An 18,855-nucleotide genomic window follows, 5' to 3' on the forward strand; every position below is an offset into this window, starting at 1 on the left:
TTGTTAGTTTTTTAATGTTATTTCAAGAGTAGTACAAAAACTTTGTACACCAGATCCGTAGTTACGTATTTCCTAAATCATCTCAAATTAGTACTACTAGAGTATAAAGAATTGCGTGATTCAAATGCATGAAATATAAGGAGTATAATACTTAGACAATTACCCTAAAAGTGAGGTTGATTCTAGGTTCTACAGGTTTTGCAGTTTTTGGAATTTGATGTTTCCAGAAATGTTGTGTACTTCCTTTCATGATCAGTAAACTCCCATGTTCTAGTAAAAGGTTTAGTTTTTGATCCTTTAAATGATTGTGCTTCATTTGGAAATTACGTGTAGCCCCAAAACTCAATGAGGCAATTATAGGATTGATTCCCAGTTCTTTTTCGTTATCTGCATGCCAGCCGTTACTGTCTTTTCCATCTCGATATTGATTTAAAAGAACGGTTGTGAAAATAGTATCAGCAGCAGCCTCTACTTGTTTTTTTAGTTTTTGTAACAGCGGATTCCATGGGTGTGGCTGCATGGTAATATTAGAATACTTATAAGGTTTTCCCTCATTGCCAAAAAGTGCAGTCAATCGTGGTTGTGGGTGAACTTTTCCGAAAACGCGAATGTCATCTTGCTGCCACGGGATATCTTGAACTAAGCTTTGGAATATTTCATTGGCTGTAGCCAAATCAAAAAAGGATGGGTAGTAGGAGATGTCAGCATCTGGAACTTGAAATTGTACCGGTTGTTCCTGGTTTTCAAACAAAGATGTCATACTATTACGTATATTGATATGCCCAAAAAATCAATGCAAACTGCAAAGGTAATCTTAGGAACAATACCCATTTTGGTAATCCCATGCTAGCTTTAGGATCAAAATACATGTAAATATGAGTAGGAAAAATGGCAATTAACAACGCAATTACACCCCATGCAGCTGCGTTTGAAAGTTGTGGTATGCATAATGCTATACCAAGAATAATCTCGGCAACGCCACTTATCGCATTAAGGGCTTTTGGGTTTGGGAAATAGGGAGGAATAATTTTTAAGTATAATCTAGGATTCCTAAAATGGTTTATTCCTGCAATAAAATATATAAAAGCCATTCCGTACAAATGCCAAGGTAAATTCATAGTAAAAGTATTTAGAACGAATTTAGAAAAAAAACCTCAAATAAAGCTCTTTAGAATCAAATAGTCTTTACAAAGTCTTTTTGAAGTTGATATTCATAATCACAATTGCAATTATAATCAGAATAATTCCAAACCATTGCAGGGTATTTACTGACTCACTCAACAAGAAATAGGCCATTAATACAGAGACAGGTAGTTCTAATGCTGATACAATACTGCCTAATCCAATACCTGTAAGTGGGAAACCAGCATTGAATAATAAAGGTGGAATTATAGTGCCAAAAAGCGCTAGTACAATTCCCCATTTAAGAAAAATATCAAAATTAAAGGGGCCAGTTTGTGTAGCTATTGCAAAACCAATCACGATTACCGCTCCGCCAAGCAGCATATAAAGACTGCGTTGCGCTGAAGAAATTTGAGTAGCTACTCTATTTGCAGTAAACATGGTTGTGGTGAAGGAAGTGGCTGCCAAGAGGCCTAAAACGATACCACGCCAGTCTAGGTCTACCGAACTTTCAATTAAATTTGTAGCCAAGGCGGTTCCTGCAAGAACTATTAAAACCGATATTATTTTTTGAGTTGATGGTGCTTTTTTTTCTAAAATCATTTCAAATATAACACCCATCCAAACGGTTTGCATCAATAGAACAATAGCAATTGATACCGGTATGTATTTTACAGCTAAATAATAAAATACACTTGTCATACCTAGTGAGGTTCCGGCAAGCATTAATTGGGTAATATTTTTTGTAGATGCTTTTACAACCTCAGACCCTTTTTTTGATTTTTGAAAAGCATTTATTAGTAGCATTCCTAAAATCCCATAGGTGAATTGAGCAATGGTTACCTCCGGAGTTGTAAAGCCTTCGCCGTAAGCAATTTTTACAAATGTAGCCAACATTCCGTAGCTAGTAGCACCAAGTCCCACAAGGAATACTCCCTTTAAAATACTATTTTTTATCATTTTTGTTCAATTTTTAAAAGCGGGCAAAGATAGTTTTTTAAAGTGATTTACAGCGTTTTTAAAAAAGACCTTTTAATTCGGGGTTTCGAATTCCAATTTTAACAGGATCAAACTCCATTTTTTGTTGTAAAAGTGAAGCATATACACTCCTAAAATCGATTTCATGTTTTAAATCTCCGCCATCTAAGTCTTGTAAATTAGGATTATTACCGATTATTTTTCCTTTATTGCTTCCGCCAATGATAAATAGAGGCGCAGCAGTTCCATGATCTGTTCCTTTACCATTGTCCTTGACGCGTCGGCCAAATTCAGAAAAAACTACTATAGTAACGTTCTCTAACAACTCCGCTTTCTTTAAGTCTTGGTAAAAACTAAATACAGCATCATTCAGTTCTGTAAGTTTGTTGTTGTGAATTATAAGTTGGTTATCATGTGTATCAAAACCGTTCAGTGAGGTATAATACACTTTTGAGTTTAGATTTCCTTTGATCAAGCGCGCCATCCATTCTAGATTTTTGGACAAACCAGTTTTAGGATACACCACTTCAGCGGGAGCACCTTTTTTTAGGGCATTTTGTATCTCATCGGCACCTTCAACTACAGAATTTGCTATTTTTCTAACAAAGTCTAATTGTGGATTTATAGCTAGTTTAGTGTTGACCTCCATTTTATTTCCAGCGAGAAATCGGTTTGGATCTTTTACCGTGATCGAATTAGGTTCGTCACCTTTGAGCGCTAAGTTGTCAATAGTATCAATGTTTATCCCTGCAGTAGGCTGGTGATCCTTACATTGTAAATCTAGGAAACGCCCTAGCCAACCGTCATTTAAAAACTCTTGATTTGTAGGAGCTGTTTGCCAAATTTCCTGACTTCTAAAATGAGATTTTACAGGATTTGGGTATCCAACATTTTGGATTACAGCTAAGTCTCCGCTTTGTTGCATTTGTGCAAAGTTTTTTAAAGCTGGATGAAAACCCATTCCTTGTGCTGACTGGAGTATTTCATTTTTTGAAATTGCAATTTTTGGACGAAAGTCATAATACATCATATCCTGATACGGAATAAACGTGTTAAGGCCGTCATTGCCGCCGTTGAGTTGAATAAAAACTACGCATTGCTCTCCAGTAATTATACTTTTTTGTTTCCCAAAAGAATATAAAAAATCAGGTAAAAGCAGAGTTCCTGCAGTAAGTGTACCTGTTAAGTTCAAAAAAATTCTTCTATTCATAATGCTAGCTTTAGATAAGTTGGAATTCTGGAGTTTTTATCATGAAATTTACTAATCGCAGCACTGCAAATTGTGAGCCTTCAAGAGAACCATCAAAATCATATTTCAATATTTTTTCAAAATCGGCCTTCATGACGTCATCAATCCGGAATATTAATCGGTTTTCAAATGCATTGATGATCGTTTTATTGGTATCCGTTTTATTCCATTTTAATTGGAGGTTAACCGTTTTATCAGCACTTTTATTTCCCTTCATTTCAGCATTAAAATTCCGGTTTAAATTTTTTCCGTTACAAAGTAAATCTGCTACATTATTGCGTTGTAAGTACACTTGGGATGTTAACCATGAATTTCCGCCATCCCATCCTTTTACATTGGGTTGGTCCATCAAATCCATTCCTTGTTGCTTACAAAAAAGTGCAATCATTTTTGTATTTGTCTTTTTGATTCCAAGTTCGTGAAATATTTGCAGGCTAAATTCTAGTGGGTTTTTTATTTTGGAGCCCGCCGTTTGTTTAGGATACTCTTCGGTAAAAATTTTTAAAAGTAAGGGCTGTATTTCAAAATTCATTTTTCTGAAATAGTCTCCATAATACGTAACTAAGTCTTCATTTGGGGTGTCATAAATAAACCATTTTAGAATTTTGCGAGTCAACAGATAAGGAATTTGAGGCTGTTCAAAAATAAGGTCTATCATCGCATCAATTTTAAAACTTCCTTTTTTGCCTAGATAGCTAAAAGCCTCATTATCTTCAAAAAAGGTTCGGTATATTGCTTGGTCTTCGCCCACACCAAGTCCAGCAAGTCCTTTAGCGCCACCTTTTATGTCTGTTTCAGTATAATTTCCAATGCCTAAGGTGAACAATTCTAGTAATTCCCGACTTAAATTTTCATTTATTTTGCCTTTTCTGTTGTCTACATTGTCAAGATAGCGCACCATGGCATTGCTTTGAATTATTGTTTTTGTTAAGGTTTTAAAATTTCCAAATGCATTTTCTCTAAGAATTTGATTGTGTTGAAAAACCCAATAATTGACCTTTACTTTTTGCAGTGTTGATACAAAATGATTGTGCCAAAAACAGGTCATTTTTTCGCGTAGCGGATAGGTTTCGTTTTCCATTTTATCAATCCACCAACTCTTCAATTCGAGTGAAGTTTGTGCTTCCTTTTTACGCAATTCCTTTATTTGTTCTGGACTGGCATCTTTAAGTTTTTTTCTATATTGTTGTAATTCGGTTATAGATTTTGGGCTGTCAACCATAAAATCAGGAACTTTATGATCATGGAACGTTGCAAACGAAGCCTCTAGAAATGAATTAATTCCCATATTTTGTATTTTTTCAGCTTGCTTTGAGGAAAAACCAAGTCGTAAAGACCAGAGTGTTTGTGTGTTCATATTGAGTTGTTTACAGTAGGACATGTTGTTCTAAAAAAGGTTTAACCGTACAACATTAATCTACTAATAAGAAAAATCAAATTGTCAATTTTGTAACATTTCCTTTATAAAGATGTCTTATGGGGTATCTGATATAAAAAACATGAAAAAGATACATTTTATTATTTTGTTGAGTTTGATTTGTGTGACGGGCAGTATGGCTCAAACAACTCCTGAGAAAACTCCTGAAACCGAAACAGAAAAAACTACAGAGTTGAAAGAAGTAACCATTGTAAAAACTAAAAAAGCAGTGGAGCAAAAAGCAGACCGAACCATTTTTAACTTTTCTGATCAACCAAGCTTAAATACGGGTTCTGTGCTAGAAGGAATTAAAAAATTACCAGGTTTAATAGCATCAGATATTGCCGGTATGATGTTTCAAGGGAAGCAACTGGATGTGTTTATGGATGGAAGGCCACTTAATATTTCGACCAATGAACTAAATGCTTTCCTAGAGGGAATGCCAGCAAATGCTATTGAAAAAATTGAAATTATTACACAGCCAGGAGCTGAGTTTCCGGCTACTTCAGGTGGAGCTATCCTTAACATTATTACCAACAAAAACGCGAAAAATTATTTGAGTGCTACATATACTAACAGCAGCAGTTTTACCAGTTATGATGATGTGCGCTGGAGAATGAACAATAGCGTGTTATTGAGTGCCAAGAATAAATATTTTGGATGGCAATTAAACTTGGGTCAAAATTATAGAGAAAGTGCTTTATGGACTTCCTTAAAAAATGAAGAAAACGGAGGTAGTGCTTTACTAACAGCAACAGAAGCTGATCGTGTGGGGAGAAATAATTATGTAAAATCAGCGCTTACTTTTGATATTGGTAAAGATAGATTACTCCTTAATTATGATTTGACGCACAATAATAATAACAGTCAAACGCTTTCAAATGGTCCTGGTTTCACTACAGATGATGCTTCAATGAGCGGTGGTTTTCGTCATGATGCAGTAGTTACCTATCAAAAAAAGTTTGATAATGCAGCCAAAAAACTGGAGTTTAAATTCAACTATAACAGCAATTCAAATGAATTTCAATTGGCTCCAGCCGGTTCCACAACTCCATTATTAGACAATGCTTCACAACAAGAGTTGTTGAATGCAAAAGTAGATTACTCTCAACCGATTGCTTTCTCTGATGAAGGTAAACTGAATGTAGGAGCCTTGTATGAAGAGCTTTTGTTTGATGCTTCAAATAGAGGTGTAACCAACTTAGATTACAAGCGTAGAACCGCTTCAACTTACTTAGAATTTCAAACTAAATTTGATAAAGTTAATTTTATTCTAGGTGGTAGAGCCGAAGATTATAAAATTACTGGAAATACTGATGTTTCAAAACTAGCAGAATTTAATCAGTTCAGGTTTTTCCCCAATGCAAGTGCGCAGTACAATTTTAGTAATGCCATTAATTTTAATATGAACTATAACAAAAAAATTACGTTACCAAGCACATCGGCATTGAACCCCAATAATACTAATTATCAAAACCCTAATGTTGCATATTCTGGTAACCCTAACTTGCAGCCTACCATTTTTGATAATTATGAAGTTAAATTGAGTGCTTTTGATTACGCATTTATAAGCTACAACATGAGTGTGGCAAAAAACCAAGTGATCAACAGGGTTTTGCTAACGAATAATCGTGTAGTCAATACAAATGAAAATATTCCAGAAGTTAAGATTCATAATTTTAGTGTAGGAATGCCTATTCCTTATATGTTGTTTACCAAAGGCCTAGCCGAAACTATGAAAATGAATGTCAATCCTGATACCATGAATTTTTTATACGTGTATGCAGGGTATCAATACCATCAAATTCCTAAAGTAGATACAAATGGTTTTTGGATGTTTAATTTTATGTCTCAGATACTTTTACCCAAAAAAGTAAAATTTGTTGCCAATTATAATTACGTTATTCCAAGAGGAAATTATTTTTACTTTATAGCAGTTGAGCCCCTTAGAAATTCATTAGACTTTACTTTTTCGAAAAAATTCTTAAAAGATCAGTTGACAGTATCTCTTTTTGCTGATGATATTTTGAACACCAATAGAAACGCATTCAATTCCTTTGAGACGCCTTTACTCATAAGCAGTAAGCAAGACACGAGAAAATTTGGTTTTAGTTTGAATTACAAAATCCCAACTAAAAACAAATTGGCAAAAGAAAATCCGAGTTTATTAAACAACGAGAAAAAAGAAGAAGGCGGTTTAATCAACCAGTAAACAATTTCTAAAAAGCTGTACATCATGTTACAGCTTTTTTTATGGAGTTTCTTTTTGAACCAAATCACTTAAATGCAAGCGCAAAGCATTCACAGAAATACTGATTTCCCAAAATGATAAAGCCAAGGATACCAGTAAACCTAGCAAGCTAAGGCCAAACAGGTAAATACCTGCTGTTTGTTGTTGTAAAAACAACAGCAACATAGCAAATACACTCAAAAAAAGACTTAAAACACCAGCCATTTGCATGTTTCTAATTAAGGTAAGGCGCAAGTTGAGGTTTTTTATTTCCAGTAAAATCAAGTTGTTTTCTTTTTCTTTATAGGTTTTCTTTAGTCCGCGAACAATAGTTGCAATGGTCAAAAACCGATTTGTGTACGCTAGTAATATTAATGATGTTGCACCAAAAAGGAGTGCAGGAGTTTCTATTTGTAAAATCATTTGAGCTTACTGTTTGAAAGAGGTTTAAAAATGCAAATATGGATTCTTAAAAAAACTCATGCTTTTATTTTAGCATTAATTCTTTTTACAAAATTACTAAAATTACCAGCCATCAGGATTTATATCATCATTTATATTAATTTTACTTTCTTAATAATAAGGTATGCCGCAAACATTAAAATACAAGTTAAAAAACATATTGATTCACCAACTAAAAGATTTAGGTACTTTTCTAGGAGTTTTATATGCAGTAGTTATAGGTTCGGCTGTAATGATTTTAGAATATTCAGTAGATTTTGGGACTATTTTTAATATTGATATTTTAGATACTTACACTAGGCTCATCTCTGTGACGAATGTGTTGATTTCGATTCTAATAGGTATATCGCTCACTACATTTTCGGTCATTTTTGTAGTCATGCAACTGGCTTCATCACAATTTTCGCCACGCATTTTAAGACATTTTTTGATTAATGATTTTAAAATGCAAAAATTTATAGGTCTTTTTGTGGGAACCATTTCACTGTGTATTTTGCCGCAATTTGCTTCTGTTTTTTGCCCGAATACTCCATTTTTGGTAACACTTTCTGTGGGGACTTTATTGGCTTTTTACGGTTTGTCTTGGTCTTACCCTAACATGATTACCTATTTGAGTATCAATATGAATGTATCCAGTATTACCAATAGGATCAAAGTGGATATGATTGAGGAAATTAATAGTCTATACCAAGAGAACTGGTGTTTAGGAAAAAATCTGTTGTATAAACGGGCCATAATTTATCCAGACAAATTCAAGGTATCTGTTGTGAGTCCTTTTGATTCTGGGTATTTAGATAGCGTTAATTATGGTAAACTCAAAAAGGTTACGGAGTATGTATTGCAATCGGAAGTAGGATTTTGTTTTGAAAATGCATACCAAAAACCTATCGTTGGGGAGTTTATTATGAAAGGGACAACTACCTTGTTAACATTAGTTTTTGACCAAAATCTTACTCCAGCTCAAGTTCAAGAGTTGCAAAAAGAAGTAGGCGCCATTGTGAAAAACGCATTTAAGGTAGAACAATTTAGAAGCCACACGCAAGACATCAATTTTGGTGTTCGAAAACTAGTTGATATAGCCATAAAAGCCATTTCACCAGCGGTAAATGATCCCACAACCTGCCTGAATTGTATAGACCAAATTGGGGAAATTGCAAAGGAGTTAGCAATGAAAGAGTTTCCATCAACTGATGCTAAGTCACTTAAATCGGAGCATATACAAGTAAATGAATTCAACTTTGAGGAGTTTATCGATTTTTGTTACGATCAAATTTTTCAATGGGGCAAGGAAGATCCCACTGTAATCAAACGAATCATTCGATCCATACGAATCATACTTCCATTAGTTGAAAATCCCTTCCATTTAAAAATTTTAATTCAACAAGTGGAGGAAATGGAACTGTCAGATATTTATAACTTAACCAATCATGCTAACGGTACGCTGAAAATATCAAAGGAAAAGCTATTCACAATTGAGAATGAGTTATCCCAATTTAGAAAAAAAGCAAAACAGCAAATATTGAGATTAAAACAAAAAGAGATTTTATCCTTTTATGAGACTAATTGCGTTAGTGATAATAAAGTAATTGCTTCGGTTCAATCAGATGCTATTGCCTATTTAAACGCCTATGATTACTAAGGTTTTAAAACTAGTATTAAATTGTCTGCATATTTTTCTATAAAAAGTATAACTCTAAAATAGATTGGCGCAATTGGTTTTCAATTTATGCTGCTTCCTTGTACCGTTTACCCAAATTTTTCACTTTTTTTCTGTAGAATTTATTGTTTTTAAAACTTCTATATTTAATTTCTATCCAATTATCACCTGCTAATTTGTAAAATTTTCAATCGAAAATCAATTCTCTATGATTTTCACCACCATTCATGTTTATATTCATTAATTTATTTTATGAATATCATTATAAATATAAATAAAAATTTATAACATAACCATGATACATTTGCAGCACCAAACAAATGTGTCTGTATGAGAACTAAATTTAAAATTAACGGAAGTTTACTTGTTGCTGCGCTCTGGTTGTTGACAGGTTTTTTGCTGAACCTCGTAGCGCCTCAAAATGTATTTTTTATTTTGATTTTAGGTTTAGGAATAGTGTACAGCGTGTACATTTTATCAAAACAAAATAATTTAGAATAATCATGAAAAAAGAGTATCAATTTAAATTAGTCGAAGGTCAATTTGAGCCAACGGAAGCCGGAAAAGTATTGTTCTCGTTGATTAATAGTAAAATCAATTACCACAACTTAGAGCAATTTAGCAATGAAATTAGGTTTGACCAAGACCATTTGCATTCTAAGAGAAGGAAAGAAACATTACAAGAAGCCTCTGATTATATTAAAGAACTGATTAAAGAAGCCGATGCAAAAAATATGGAATTATGTGTAAACGGTGTAATTCAAATTGAAATGCAACCTAGACTCAAACAAGAGGCGGATGTTTAATGGCAGAACGTTACTAATTGCCACAAAACACCACAAGGAAAGGGTCATTGCACCCATTCTTGAAAATGGATTAGGCGTTTCTTGTTTTGTGCCTTCTAATTTTGATACGGATGTTTTTGGTACTTTTTCAGGAGAAATTAAGCGAAAGGAATCGGCTGTGGCAACTGTTCGGGAAAAATGTCTAGCCGCGATGGAAGCTTTTGATTGTGATTTAGGTCTTGCTAGCGAAGGATCTTTTGGTCCTCATCCGTCTTTGTTTTTTGCACAAGCGGATGAAGAATTTCTGATTTTCATAGATAAAAAAAATGATCTTGAAATAATCGTTAGAGAACTCAGTTTAGATACTAATTTTTACGGTGAGGCTGTTGCAAGTTATGAGGCACTGACTGCATTTGCCCATAAAGTTCATTTCCCATCACATGCAATTATTTTGCGAAGTATTGCCGATGATGATAAAGCAGTCATTAAAGGTATAACAACTGAAGACGATTTAAAAAAATATTACAACTATATCATGGAGGTGTATGGTACGATATACGCCGAAACAGATATGCGTGCCCATTACAATCCCACACGGATGAAAGTTATTGAGATCGCTACCCAAAAATTGTTGCAATCCATACAATCTATATGTCCTGAGTGCATGACCCCAGGTTTTGTTGTGACCAGTGTTAATCCCGGTTTGCCATGTTCTTGGTGTGCCAATCCTACTCAGTCTACTTTGAGCCATATATATTCTTGCAAAAAATGCCAATATACGCACGAAATCAATTTTCCGTATCAAAAAATGACCGAAGAACCTACTTTTTGTGATTACTGTAACCCCTAAATAATGAGTATAATAAACAATTCCATTCAAAAAGCTGTTGCTTTATTAAATCAAGATGAAGTGATAGCGATTCCTACTGAAACGGTATACGGATTAGCAGGAAATATTTTTAGTCCAAAAGCAATAGCATCTATTTTCAGTATAAAAGAAAGACCTTCTTTCAATCCGCTTATTGTTCATATAAAATCTATTGAAAGTTTACCATCTATAGCTAGAGAAATTCCCGAAAAAGCGATGCTACTAGCAAATGCCTTTTGGCCTGGACCTCTAACTATGGTATTAAAAAAGCAACCTCAAATTCCAGATTCGGTTACTGCCGGCAAGGATACAGTAGCAGTTAGGGTTCCTAATCATAAGGTTACTTTATCACTTTTAGAGCAACTGGATTTTCCATTGGCAGCACCCAGCGCAAATCCTTTTGGATCTATAAGTCCTACTCAAGCCGTTCATGTTGCGCATTATTTTGAAAATAAATTACCTATGATTTTAGACGGTGGTAGTTGTGAAAGAGGAATTGAATCTACAATTATAGGGTTTGAAGATGGTGAACCCATTCTGTATCGTTTGGGATCACTAGCAATTGAGGAAATAGAAGCCATCATTGGTCCACTTAAAACAATAGTGCATGATGATAAAGCACCGCCTGCACCAGGAATGTTGTCACGTCATTACGCACCTAATACTACCACGTACCTTACAGATACGATAAGTGCAGATGTAGCCAAATTTGCAAATCAAAGAGTGGGAGTCTTGACTTTTAAACAAGAGATAAAAGATCTATCAATTTGTGCCCAAGAAGTTTTGTCAATTTCGGGTTCAATGTTAGAGGCCGCTTCAGGATTATATGCTGCACTACATAGATTGGATGAAAAAAATCTAGATGTCATTCTAGCAGAGCGTTTCCCAGATAGCGGACTCGGTAAAGCCATTAACGACAGATTACAACGCGCTACCAAAAAGTAATTTTTATAACACTAATAAACAATTATATCAATTCGATTGCATGATAATTCATGTAATTATAAAACAACTAACTCATGAATTTAAATTTATTAATTGATAATTTAACAAATCCAGCATTGTTATTTTTTGTACTTGGAATCATAGCGGTATTGGTCAAAAGTGATTTGCAAATCCCTGAGGGAAGTTCCAAGTTTATTTCTTTATACCTGCTATTTGCCATTGGTTTTAAAGGCGGTCAAGAGCTAGCTCACAGTCATTTTACTATTGATATTGTATGGTCCATATTTTTTGGGGTCTCAATTGCTTTAATCATACCTTTGTATTCTTTTTTTATTTTAAAGAAAAAATACAGCATTGAGAATGCGGGAGCCATAGCTGCAACTTATGGATCTGTAAGTGCAGTAACTTTTGTAACTGCGGTTTCCTTTTTAGAATTACAAAATTACACCTTTAGTGGTCATATGGTTGCTGTGATGGCATTGATGGAAGCTCCGGCTATTATTGTTGGTGTCATCTTAATTAGATTGTTTAGTACCGAGAACGTTTTAAAAACTAAGATGTCAACTATTATCACCCATTCTTTTACAAACGGAAGTGTGTTGTTAATTTTAGGGAGTTTGTTCATCGGTTTTTTGGCGAGTGAGCAACAAGCTTTAGGTATTAAACCCTTTACCACCGATATTTTCAAAGGATTTTTAGCTTTGTTTCTGCTTGATATGGGAATTGTAAGTGGTCGTAAATTGGGGGATTTCTTTAAAAGTGGCTGGTTCAGTTTTGCCTTTGCTGTTGTGATACCAATAATCAATGGAAGTGTTGTAGCCTATCTAAGTCACTTTGTAACAGAGGATGTTGGTAACCGTTTCATCTTTGCTGTACTTGCGGCAAGCGCGTCGTACATTGCTGTTCCAGCGGCCATGAAAATTGCTGTTCCTAAAGCAAACCCAGGAATATTTTTACCGATGGCTTTAGCAGTAACATTCCCTTTTAACATCACTTTTGGGATGCCAATATATTTTGCTATTATTCAATGTTAATTTCGGTCCCAATTATTGAGTAAAAAAAAGAGGTAGCTTTTTGAGCTACCTCTTTTTTTTGGTTCTACTATATTCTCATTTTTTTCAATGAAATTACCTTCTAGGAACAGAATGATTACTTAATCGTTTTAAGCATTTCTTCAACAGCTCTTTCTAATTGTTTGTCTTGTCCGTTCAAATAATCTTCGTATTTCAATGCAACTGGAATATCTGGATTGACTTGTAAGTTTTCAGTAGGTCTGTTTTCTTTTCCGATAGTAGCTACCATTGGAATTCCGAAAACTAAAGAAGGATCAATTTGTGTTTCCCACCAAACTGCGGTTCCCGTTCCTGGTACTCCCATTCCAATTAACTTCCCGATTCCGTTTTGCTTGTACACGTATGGGAAAATGAAAGCGTCTGAATAATTGCCTTCACCCATCAATACACAGCTTGGTTTAGTCCATCTTCCTAATGGTTCCGCATCTTTCAAGCGGTTGCCTTGTGGGGCAAATTCAAGGTAGCGTTTGCCACTCAATAATGTATTCAAATCATCGTGTAACCAGCCACCACCATTAAAACGAGTGTCAACAATCAAAGCTTCTTTTTCGAAATTTTTACCCATTACTTGGTCAAAAACTTCTCTAAAACTACCGTCATTCATACCTTGTACGTGCACGTAGCCTACTTTACCATTACTCAATTTTTCCGTAATCTGATTCATTTTGCGAATCCAACGATTGTACATTAAACCCGATTCTTCACCAAATGAAATCGGTTTTACCGATTCTTGAAACGGTACACCATTAGCATCTACACCTGAAATTAGGATTAGTTTACCCGTTCTTCTGTTCAAAAATTTAGCCCAATCTGTAGTTGCAGTAATCGGTTCGTTGTCAATTTTATTGATAGTCGCACCTGCTTTTAGCTTTGATCCCGTTTTATCAAAAGGTCCGCCTACAATAACCTCTGTAACTTTTAAACCATCAGCGGCATTTTTTTCATCGTACAATAAACCCAAACAAGCCGTTACATCCATATTAGGGAAACTAGCACTGTAACGACCACCAGTGTGCGAGGCGTTCAGTTCTCCTAAAATTTCACTTAATAATTCTTGGAAATCATAGTTGTTATTGATGTGTGGTAAAAATTTAGCATACGTATCTTTGTACATTTTCCAATCTACGCCATGTAATTTTGGATCGTAAAATTTCTTGGCGGTTTGTCTCCACATGTGATTGAAAATGTAGTTGCGTTCTTGCTCTGTATTTAAAACCATCTCTGCCGATACAGGGATTCCAGTAATTTTCCCGCCTTCCGTATCAATTTTCGATAAACCTCCTTCGTTTCTAACAAACAATGTTTTGTTGTCTTTGCTCAAAAATAAAGTACTTGGCGATGATCCTAGTTTGGCTAAAATCTTAGTTTCTTTGGTTTTAGTATCGGTTACCCAAAGGTCGAATCCTTTTTCAAAAGACGCTAAATAGAACAGTTTACTTCCGTCATCATTAAATACAAAATCAGCGATAGATGAGCTGTTAATCGTAACACGAACTTTTCTGGTTTCAAGATCAGTCAAATCTGGATTCCAAACTACAACTTCCTCTTTTTTAGGTGTGTCTTTCTTGTTTTTATCAGTGCTAGCAGCTGTTTTTTTATCTTCGGCTTCTTTTTCTTTATCTTTTATTTCTTTTACAAGAGCCGCTTCTTCTTTGGATAATTTAAAATTTTCAAAGTCTTTTTTATCGAAAAATACGGCATACACGTCAAGTTCTCTGCTGCCTTGATTGGCCAATGATTTACGACCTTCTTTACTGCTCAGCCACGCTAATGCCTTGCCTTTCATTTGTTGTTTGGCTGCATCTTCGCCAAAACCACTCATAATTGGGTATTTAGTTTCAGAACCATCAGCTTTGATCATCGCGGTATGAGTTGCATTAAAATTACCCATGCTATCATCTACAAAAAGCCATTTGCTATCATCACTCCAGTTGAAACCAAAATCGCCATCAGAATAACTGTGGTTTCTACCTTCTGGTAAAATAGTTCTTGAGGTTTTGCTCGCCAAATTATACACACGAACAATGTTGCGTTCTTCAACAAAAGCAATTTCTTTTCCGTCTGGGCTAAATTTAGGCAGGAACTCTTCTTTGTCAGACGCAATTAACTTTTCTTCTTTGATCAAAGTAGCTGCGTAAAAATAAGATTCCTCTTTTCGTTCTACTTTTGCCGTAAATAAATCCCAACTATCACCACGCTCTGAGGCATAAATAAGGGTTTTGCTATCAGGTGACCATTGCACATGGCGTTCTTGCTCTGGTGTGTTGGTAATTCTTTTGGTACTTCCACCGTCGGCATTGGTTACAAATATTTCACCTCTAGAAACAATTGCAATTTCTTTTCCGTTCGGGCTAGGCACAAACTCTGAAATAGAACCTGCAATAGGTACGTTTTTCTCCACATTGCCTTTACCATCATTTTGAATCGTAATTTTTATTTTTTGTGGACTTTGGCCTTCTTTCAAAGTATAAATTTCTCCGTCTTGCGAAAAGCACAAAGTATTGTCTTGTGCTACGCTTAAATGGCGTACCGGATTGTTTTTGAAAGTAGTTATGGCCGTTGCTGTTTTAGCAGATAGGTTTTGCTTGAAAATATTTTGATTGCTGCCGTCTGCTTCGCTCAAAAAGAAAATATTTTGATTGTCGTTGCTGTACACCGGCTCGCGGTCTTCACCTTCGTAAGTACTTAACTGCGTGTACGTTTTTTTGTTGACATCAAATACCCAAATATCACGCGTTACGCTACTAGTGTGGTGTTTACGTAAGGCATCTTCATATCCTTTGCGGTCTTGAAAAACAATTTGATTTCCTGCTGCATTGTAGCGAGCATATTCTATTCCGCCCTCAGTAACCAAAACCGGTTTTCCGCCAGTTGCTGCAACTGTGTAAAGGTTTTGGAACAAACGCGGCGAGTAAAAATGGATGTTGTTGTTACTCGTTTGGCGGCTAGAACCAAATAACACATTTTTGCTATCATGTGAAAAATCATACGGATAATCAGCGGCTGAGTTAAAAGTTAGTCGGGTAGGAGTTCCTCCAGTTACGGGTAGCGTAAATACATCAAAATTTCCGTAGCGGTCACTAGCAAAAGCAATTTGCTTGCCATCTTTGCTCCACACAGGCATCATGTCGTGTCCTTCATGAATGGTAATAGGAACTGCAGTGCCACCTTGGGCATTGACTACATAAATATCGCCTTTGTAGCCAAAAGCAATGTTTTTACCATCAGGAGAAAGCGCGGGATGGCGCAACCAGAGGGCATCTTGTGCGAATGATACTGAGCTTGCTACTAACAACAAGCCACAATATAGAGATGATTTTAAATTCATAGTTAATAAGAGTTTGGTTCTTTATTTAGTAGCTTATTTTGAGATTTTGTTACAGGTTTACATTGTTTTTTTGAGATTTGAAAAAGAAAAAAAAGAGCAGACAGTTTTAAGTTTAATTCTCGTTTATTGGTCAGCTTTGTAAAGCTAGATAAGTTTAAAAGTGAAGATGTTAGGGGGAAAGAAACGGATAAAACATAAAAAAAGAGGACGTTACATCCTCTTTTTTTATGTTTTATAAATTACGAAAAGCGCATATTATTTATAAAAAGTACTTACTGTCTGCAATGTTACATTTAAACTGAGTTTTATTATTTGTGCTAAAAACAACTGAAATTTAAGTATTTTTTTAAAGTGTAGCTAAAATTTTAGTGGGTACGAATTACAAATCAAAGTTATTGTCCATAACAACACTTCCTTGCGATCATGATTTTTTACTCACTTTTCACTCTAGTAGAATGCAGCATATCAAACTTCCAGCCTTTATCGGTTAAAATGGCCGTGGCGCTTTCTAACCAATGTGCTTTTCTAATAATTTTATCCTCAACAGAAAAGGTTGCATAGTTGTGGTAGGCCACCCAAGCCGTTTTGTTGGTAACTTTGATATCAATAATTTCAATTGTGTTTACTCGTTTTGGCATGGGTAATTTGAGTTTGGCTTTGTTAAAATGTGTTGCAATGGTATCGTTATTCCACACTTCGCCGTGTTCTAAAAGCAGGAAATCCTTGGTGTAATATTTCTCAATGTTTTTAGGTTCTAATTTGGACCAGATTTCATCAAACGATTCGAGAACTAAACTTTGAATCAGTTTTTTGTGGGTTTCATTTGAAACTTGACCGAATGCTATCGAATTAAAAAACAGTGTCAATATTATGGTGTTACGTCTTTTCATTTTTACTTAATTAACTGCTGGATTAAAAACTAAATTAAGATATTTTTTCTGGTTTTTGCAATCTTCAAAGTTGGCCGAGTTACATACTCCACGATATTTTTTATAACAAGTAAGCAATAAGTGCAATCGAGAATCAGTGGAGATAGCAGAAATATTTTTATAAATTGAGATGTAAATTTATGGATGTAGTATTAGTAACGATTTTTGCAATAAGTGACATTATGACTACAATTTCAAAAAACAGAAGTGTATAAAACACAATTATTCTCCACATAAACCCTATCATGGAATACCTTTTATAGGCCGCATTGAAATACACCCAAAAAGGAAACAAAACAATCAAGAAAAAATATACAATTTTTAAAATATCTACAAAGGATTTAATGTCCTCAAAGACTCTCAAAAGTGACAACAAGTTGGCAAATAAACACAAAACCAATATTCCCAACAAATTTATTCCTGCAATGATAAAATGCTCCGCTAGGTTGATTTTCAATCTTTTGAAAATCAGAAAAGCATTAACCGCAATTAACGGGACGAATCCAAATAGAATCAATTTTACATTATTCGATAAGAAGTTCATTAATTGGATTCCCTCATTTGTATTTTTAGAAACTGATGGAGGATTCAGGTCATGATAATAATGCACCGTTAGAATATTCAAAGCGATTATTATTAAAGTGAGTGCAAAAACATTGTAGTAGTTTACTCTTTTGCCATGAATGTAATCCAAAGCTGCTTGCCCAGGTCTTGTAAATGTTTCTTTTAAAGTAAATAAGATTCCTTTTTCTAAATGGAACACACCGTGTATGATATCGTGGGCAAAAAAATGCTTTAAGGTTATGGCGTGTGTATTGCTTTTTTGACCGCAATTCTGACAATAATTACCAGAAACATCTTGTTCACAGTTTAGGCATTGTTTGTTCTCCATGGGTTACTATTTTGCTTTTTAGAATAGGTTATATTTTGTAAGTAAAAGTAATAATTTATTGTATCTAAATAAAAAAGCTTTCAAAAATATTACCTGAGAGATTTACTAAAATTATTTTGTCTAGTCCTGAAATAGCGATACATAAAAAGTACTGTTATGGAAAATCATCAAGAAAGATCAGTGATTGCAAAACAATAAATTATTTAAAAATTAACGAAATATACTTCTAATCCTATCAAAGATATTTCGTTTGCGGACAATAATGACCTCTCCCAGTAGCATTTCACTTGGAGTCAGTTCTATTTTTAGATTGTTTGCTGCTTTCAGTACTTCGATTTCTTTACTTTCCATTCCGATAAAATGAACTAATAGCAACTTAGATTTTGAAAAATCTTGGAACGGTATCTTAACTGTAAATTTCCCGTTGAAATCTGTTGTTACGCTTGTTTTAGATTGTTTATGTTCAATCACTGCTCCGGGAAGTGGTATACTTTTTTTAGCATCAGCGGTTAATTTTTCTAAAACAATACCTGAAACGGTTACAAAAGTACTGTCTGTTTGTTCAACAGTAGAAGAGCTCGATTTCGACTCAATAATTTCTATTTTCGCTTTTTCTTTTTGAGCTAATACCGGTATTGCCGTTAATAGAGAAGTAAAACTAAAAAGTACTCCCCAAAAAGGTGTTGGTGTAGGCTTTGAATTTGTAAACTCTGAATTAATTTGATTTTTAGATAATCTACCGCAAACGGATGTGTTATTCGAAATTTCACTCAAAATTTGAGCATTAGTGTATAACTCAAAATTGATGACTTCTTTTTTACAACTTGCGCAAAATTTACCTTGATTTGTAGCACTCATGGAATTCCAATCTGCGTGGCATGGTTTGGGTATTTCTAGTTTGTATTTCATCTTATACTACA

General features: G+C 34.7%; 17 protein-coding genes. 7 read left to right on the top strand and 10 right to left on the bottom strand.

What is annotated here, in order from left to right; all coding sequences use genetic code 11:
• Positions 1-151: 151 nt before the first annotated feature.
• From K5V07_RS03930 to K5V07_RS03950, 5 genes are all read right to left on the bottom strand, one after another.
• Positions 152-760 carry an alpha-ketoglutarate-dependent dioxygenase AlkB gene (locus K5V07_RS03930; protein ID WP_221916471.1) on the bottom strand — a complete coding sequence of 203 codons (609 nt, stop codon included), beginning with the start codon at positions 758-760 and terminating at the stop codon, positions 152-154.
• Positions 761-764: 4 nt separating this feature from the next.
• Entirely contained in the window at positions 765-1,118 is a 354-nt protein-coding gene (locus tag K5V07_RS03935) for a DoxX family protein (RefSeq protein ID WP_221916472.1), read from the bottom strand.
• A gap of 67 nt (positions 1,119-1,185) precedes the next feature.
• A complete protein-coding gene (locus K5V07_RS03940) occupies positions 1,186-2,082 on the bottom strand; it encodes a DMT family transporter (RefSeq protein WP_221916473.1) in 897 nt (298 codons plus the stop codon).
• Positions 2,083-2,140: 58 nt separating this feature from the next.
• Complete coding sequence (locus tag K5V07_RS03945; RefSeq protein ID WP_221916474.1) at positions 2,141-3,310, bottom strand: DUF1501 domain-containing protein; 1,170 nt, start codon at positions 3,308-3,310, stop codon at positions 2,141-2,143.
• 10 nt (positions 3,311-3,320) lie between these two features.
• Positions 3,321-4,706 (bottom strand): DUF1800 family protein, encoded by a 1,386-nt coding sequence (locus K5V07_RS03950; protein WP_221916475.1) that lies wholly within the window; start codon positions 4,704-4,706, stop codon positions 3,321-3,323.
• A 142-nt stretch (positions 4,707-4,848) separates the two neighbouring features.
• Here K5V07_RS03950 and K5V07_RS03955 point away from each other — a divergent pair, with 142 nt between their 5' ends.
• Entirely contained in the window at positions 4,849-6,978 is a 2,130-nt protein-coding gene (locus K5V07_RS03955) for a TonB-dependent receptor domain-containing protein (RefSeq protein ID WP_221916476.1), read from the top strand.
• A 39-nt stretch (positions 6,979-7,017) separates the two neighbouring features.
• Here the strand turns inward: K5V07_RS03955 and K5V07_RS03960 are convergent, their stop codons facing one another.
• Positions 7,018-7,419, bottom strand: coding sequence for a DUF2721 domain-containing protein (locus tag K5V07_RS03960; protein WP_144893133.1), 402 nt, complete (start codon positions 7,417-7,419; stop codon positions 7,018-7,020).
• A 163-nt stretch (positions 7,420-7,582) separates the two neighbouring features.
• On the opposite strand from K5V07_RS03960, the gene K5V07_RS03965 reads away from it, so the two are divergent.
• From K5V07_RS03965 to K5V07_RS03990, 6 genes are all read left to right on the top strand, one after another.
• Positions 7,583-9,097, top strand: coding sequence for a DUF2254 family protein (locus K5V07_RS03965; RefSeq protein ID WP_221916477.1), 1,515 nt, complete (start codon positions 7,583-7,585; stop codon positions 9,095-9,097).
• Positions 9,098-9,445: 348 nt separating this feature from the next.
• The gene (locus K5V07_RS03970; RefSeq protein ID WP_158634591.1) at positions 9,446-9,616 is read left to right on the top strand and encodes a hypothetical protein; all 171 of its coding nucleotides are present in this window, start codon (positions 9,446-9,448) and stop codon (positions 9,614-9,616) included.
• A gap of 2 nt (positions 9,617-9,618) precedes the next feature.
• Positions 9,619-9,921 (top strand): hypothetical protein, encoded by a 303-nt coding sequence (locus tag K5V07_RS03975; protein WP_144893137.1) that lies wholly within the window; start codon positions 9,619-9,621, stop codon positions 9,919-9,921.
• On the top strand, positions 9,914-10,750 hold the full coding sequence (locus K5V07_RS03980) for a DUF6671 family protein (RefSeq protein WP_144893139.1): 837 nt from the start codon (positions 9,914-9,916) through the stop codon (positions 10,748-10,750). Before K5V07_RS03975 ends, K5V07_RS03980 begins: the two co-directional genes overlap by 8 nt.
• A 3-nt stretch (positions 10,751-10,753) precedes the next feature.
• A complete protein-coding gene (locus K5V07_RS03985) occupies positions 10,754-11,713 on the top strand; it encodes an L-threonylcarbamoyladenylate synthase (protein WP_221916478.1) in 960 nt (319 codons plus the stop codon).
• A gap of 74 nt (positions 11,714-11,787) precedes the next feature.
• Positions 11,788-12,747 carry a sodium-dependent bicarbonate transport family permease gene (locus K5V07_RS03990; RefSeq protein ID WP_182648988.1) on the top strand — a complete coding sequence of 320 codons (960 nt, stop codon included), beginning with the start codon at positions 11,788-11,790 and terminating at the stop codon, positions 12,745-12,747.
• 115 nt (positions 12,748-12,862) lie between these two features.
• Here the strand turns inward: K5V07_RS03990 and K5V07_RS03995 are convergent, their stop codons facing one another.
• The 4 genes from K5V07_RS03995 to K5V07_RS04010 form a co-directional block, all read right to left on the bottom strand.
• Entirely contained in the window at positions 12,863-16,114 is a 3,252-nt protein-coding gene (locus K5V07_RS03995; RefSeq protein ID WP_221916479.1) for a S41 family peptidase, read from the bottom strand.
• 431 nt (positions 16,115-16,545) lie between these two features.
• Complete coding sequence (locus K5V07_RS04000; RefSeq protein ID WP_221916480.1) at positions 16,546-17,004, bottom strand: DUF4440 domain-containing protein; 459 nt, start codon at positions 17,002-17,004, stop codon at positions 16,546-16,548.
• A gap of 157 nt (positions 17,005-17,161) precedes the next feature.
• Entirely contained in the window at positions 17,162-17,935 is a 774-nt protein-coding gene (locus K5V07_RS04005) for a DUF3667 domain-containing protein (protein WP_221916481.1), read from the bottom strand.
• A gap of 210 nt (positions 17,936-18,145) precedes the next feature.
• Positions 18,146-18,844, bottom strand: coding sequence for a carboxypeptidase-like regulatory domain-containing protein (locus tag K5V07_RS04010; RefSeq protein WP_221916482.1), 699 nt, complete (start codon positions 18,842-18,844; stop codon positions 18,146-18,148).
• Positions 18,845-18,855 lie beyond the last annotated feature (11 nt).

The organism is Flavobacterium sp. CHNK8 (assembly GCF_019774515.1).
Lineage (GTDB): Bacteria > Bacteroidota > Bacteroidia > Flavobacteriales > Flavobacteriaceae > Flavobacterium > Flavobacterium tiangeerense.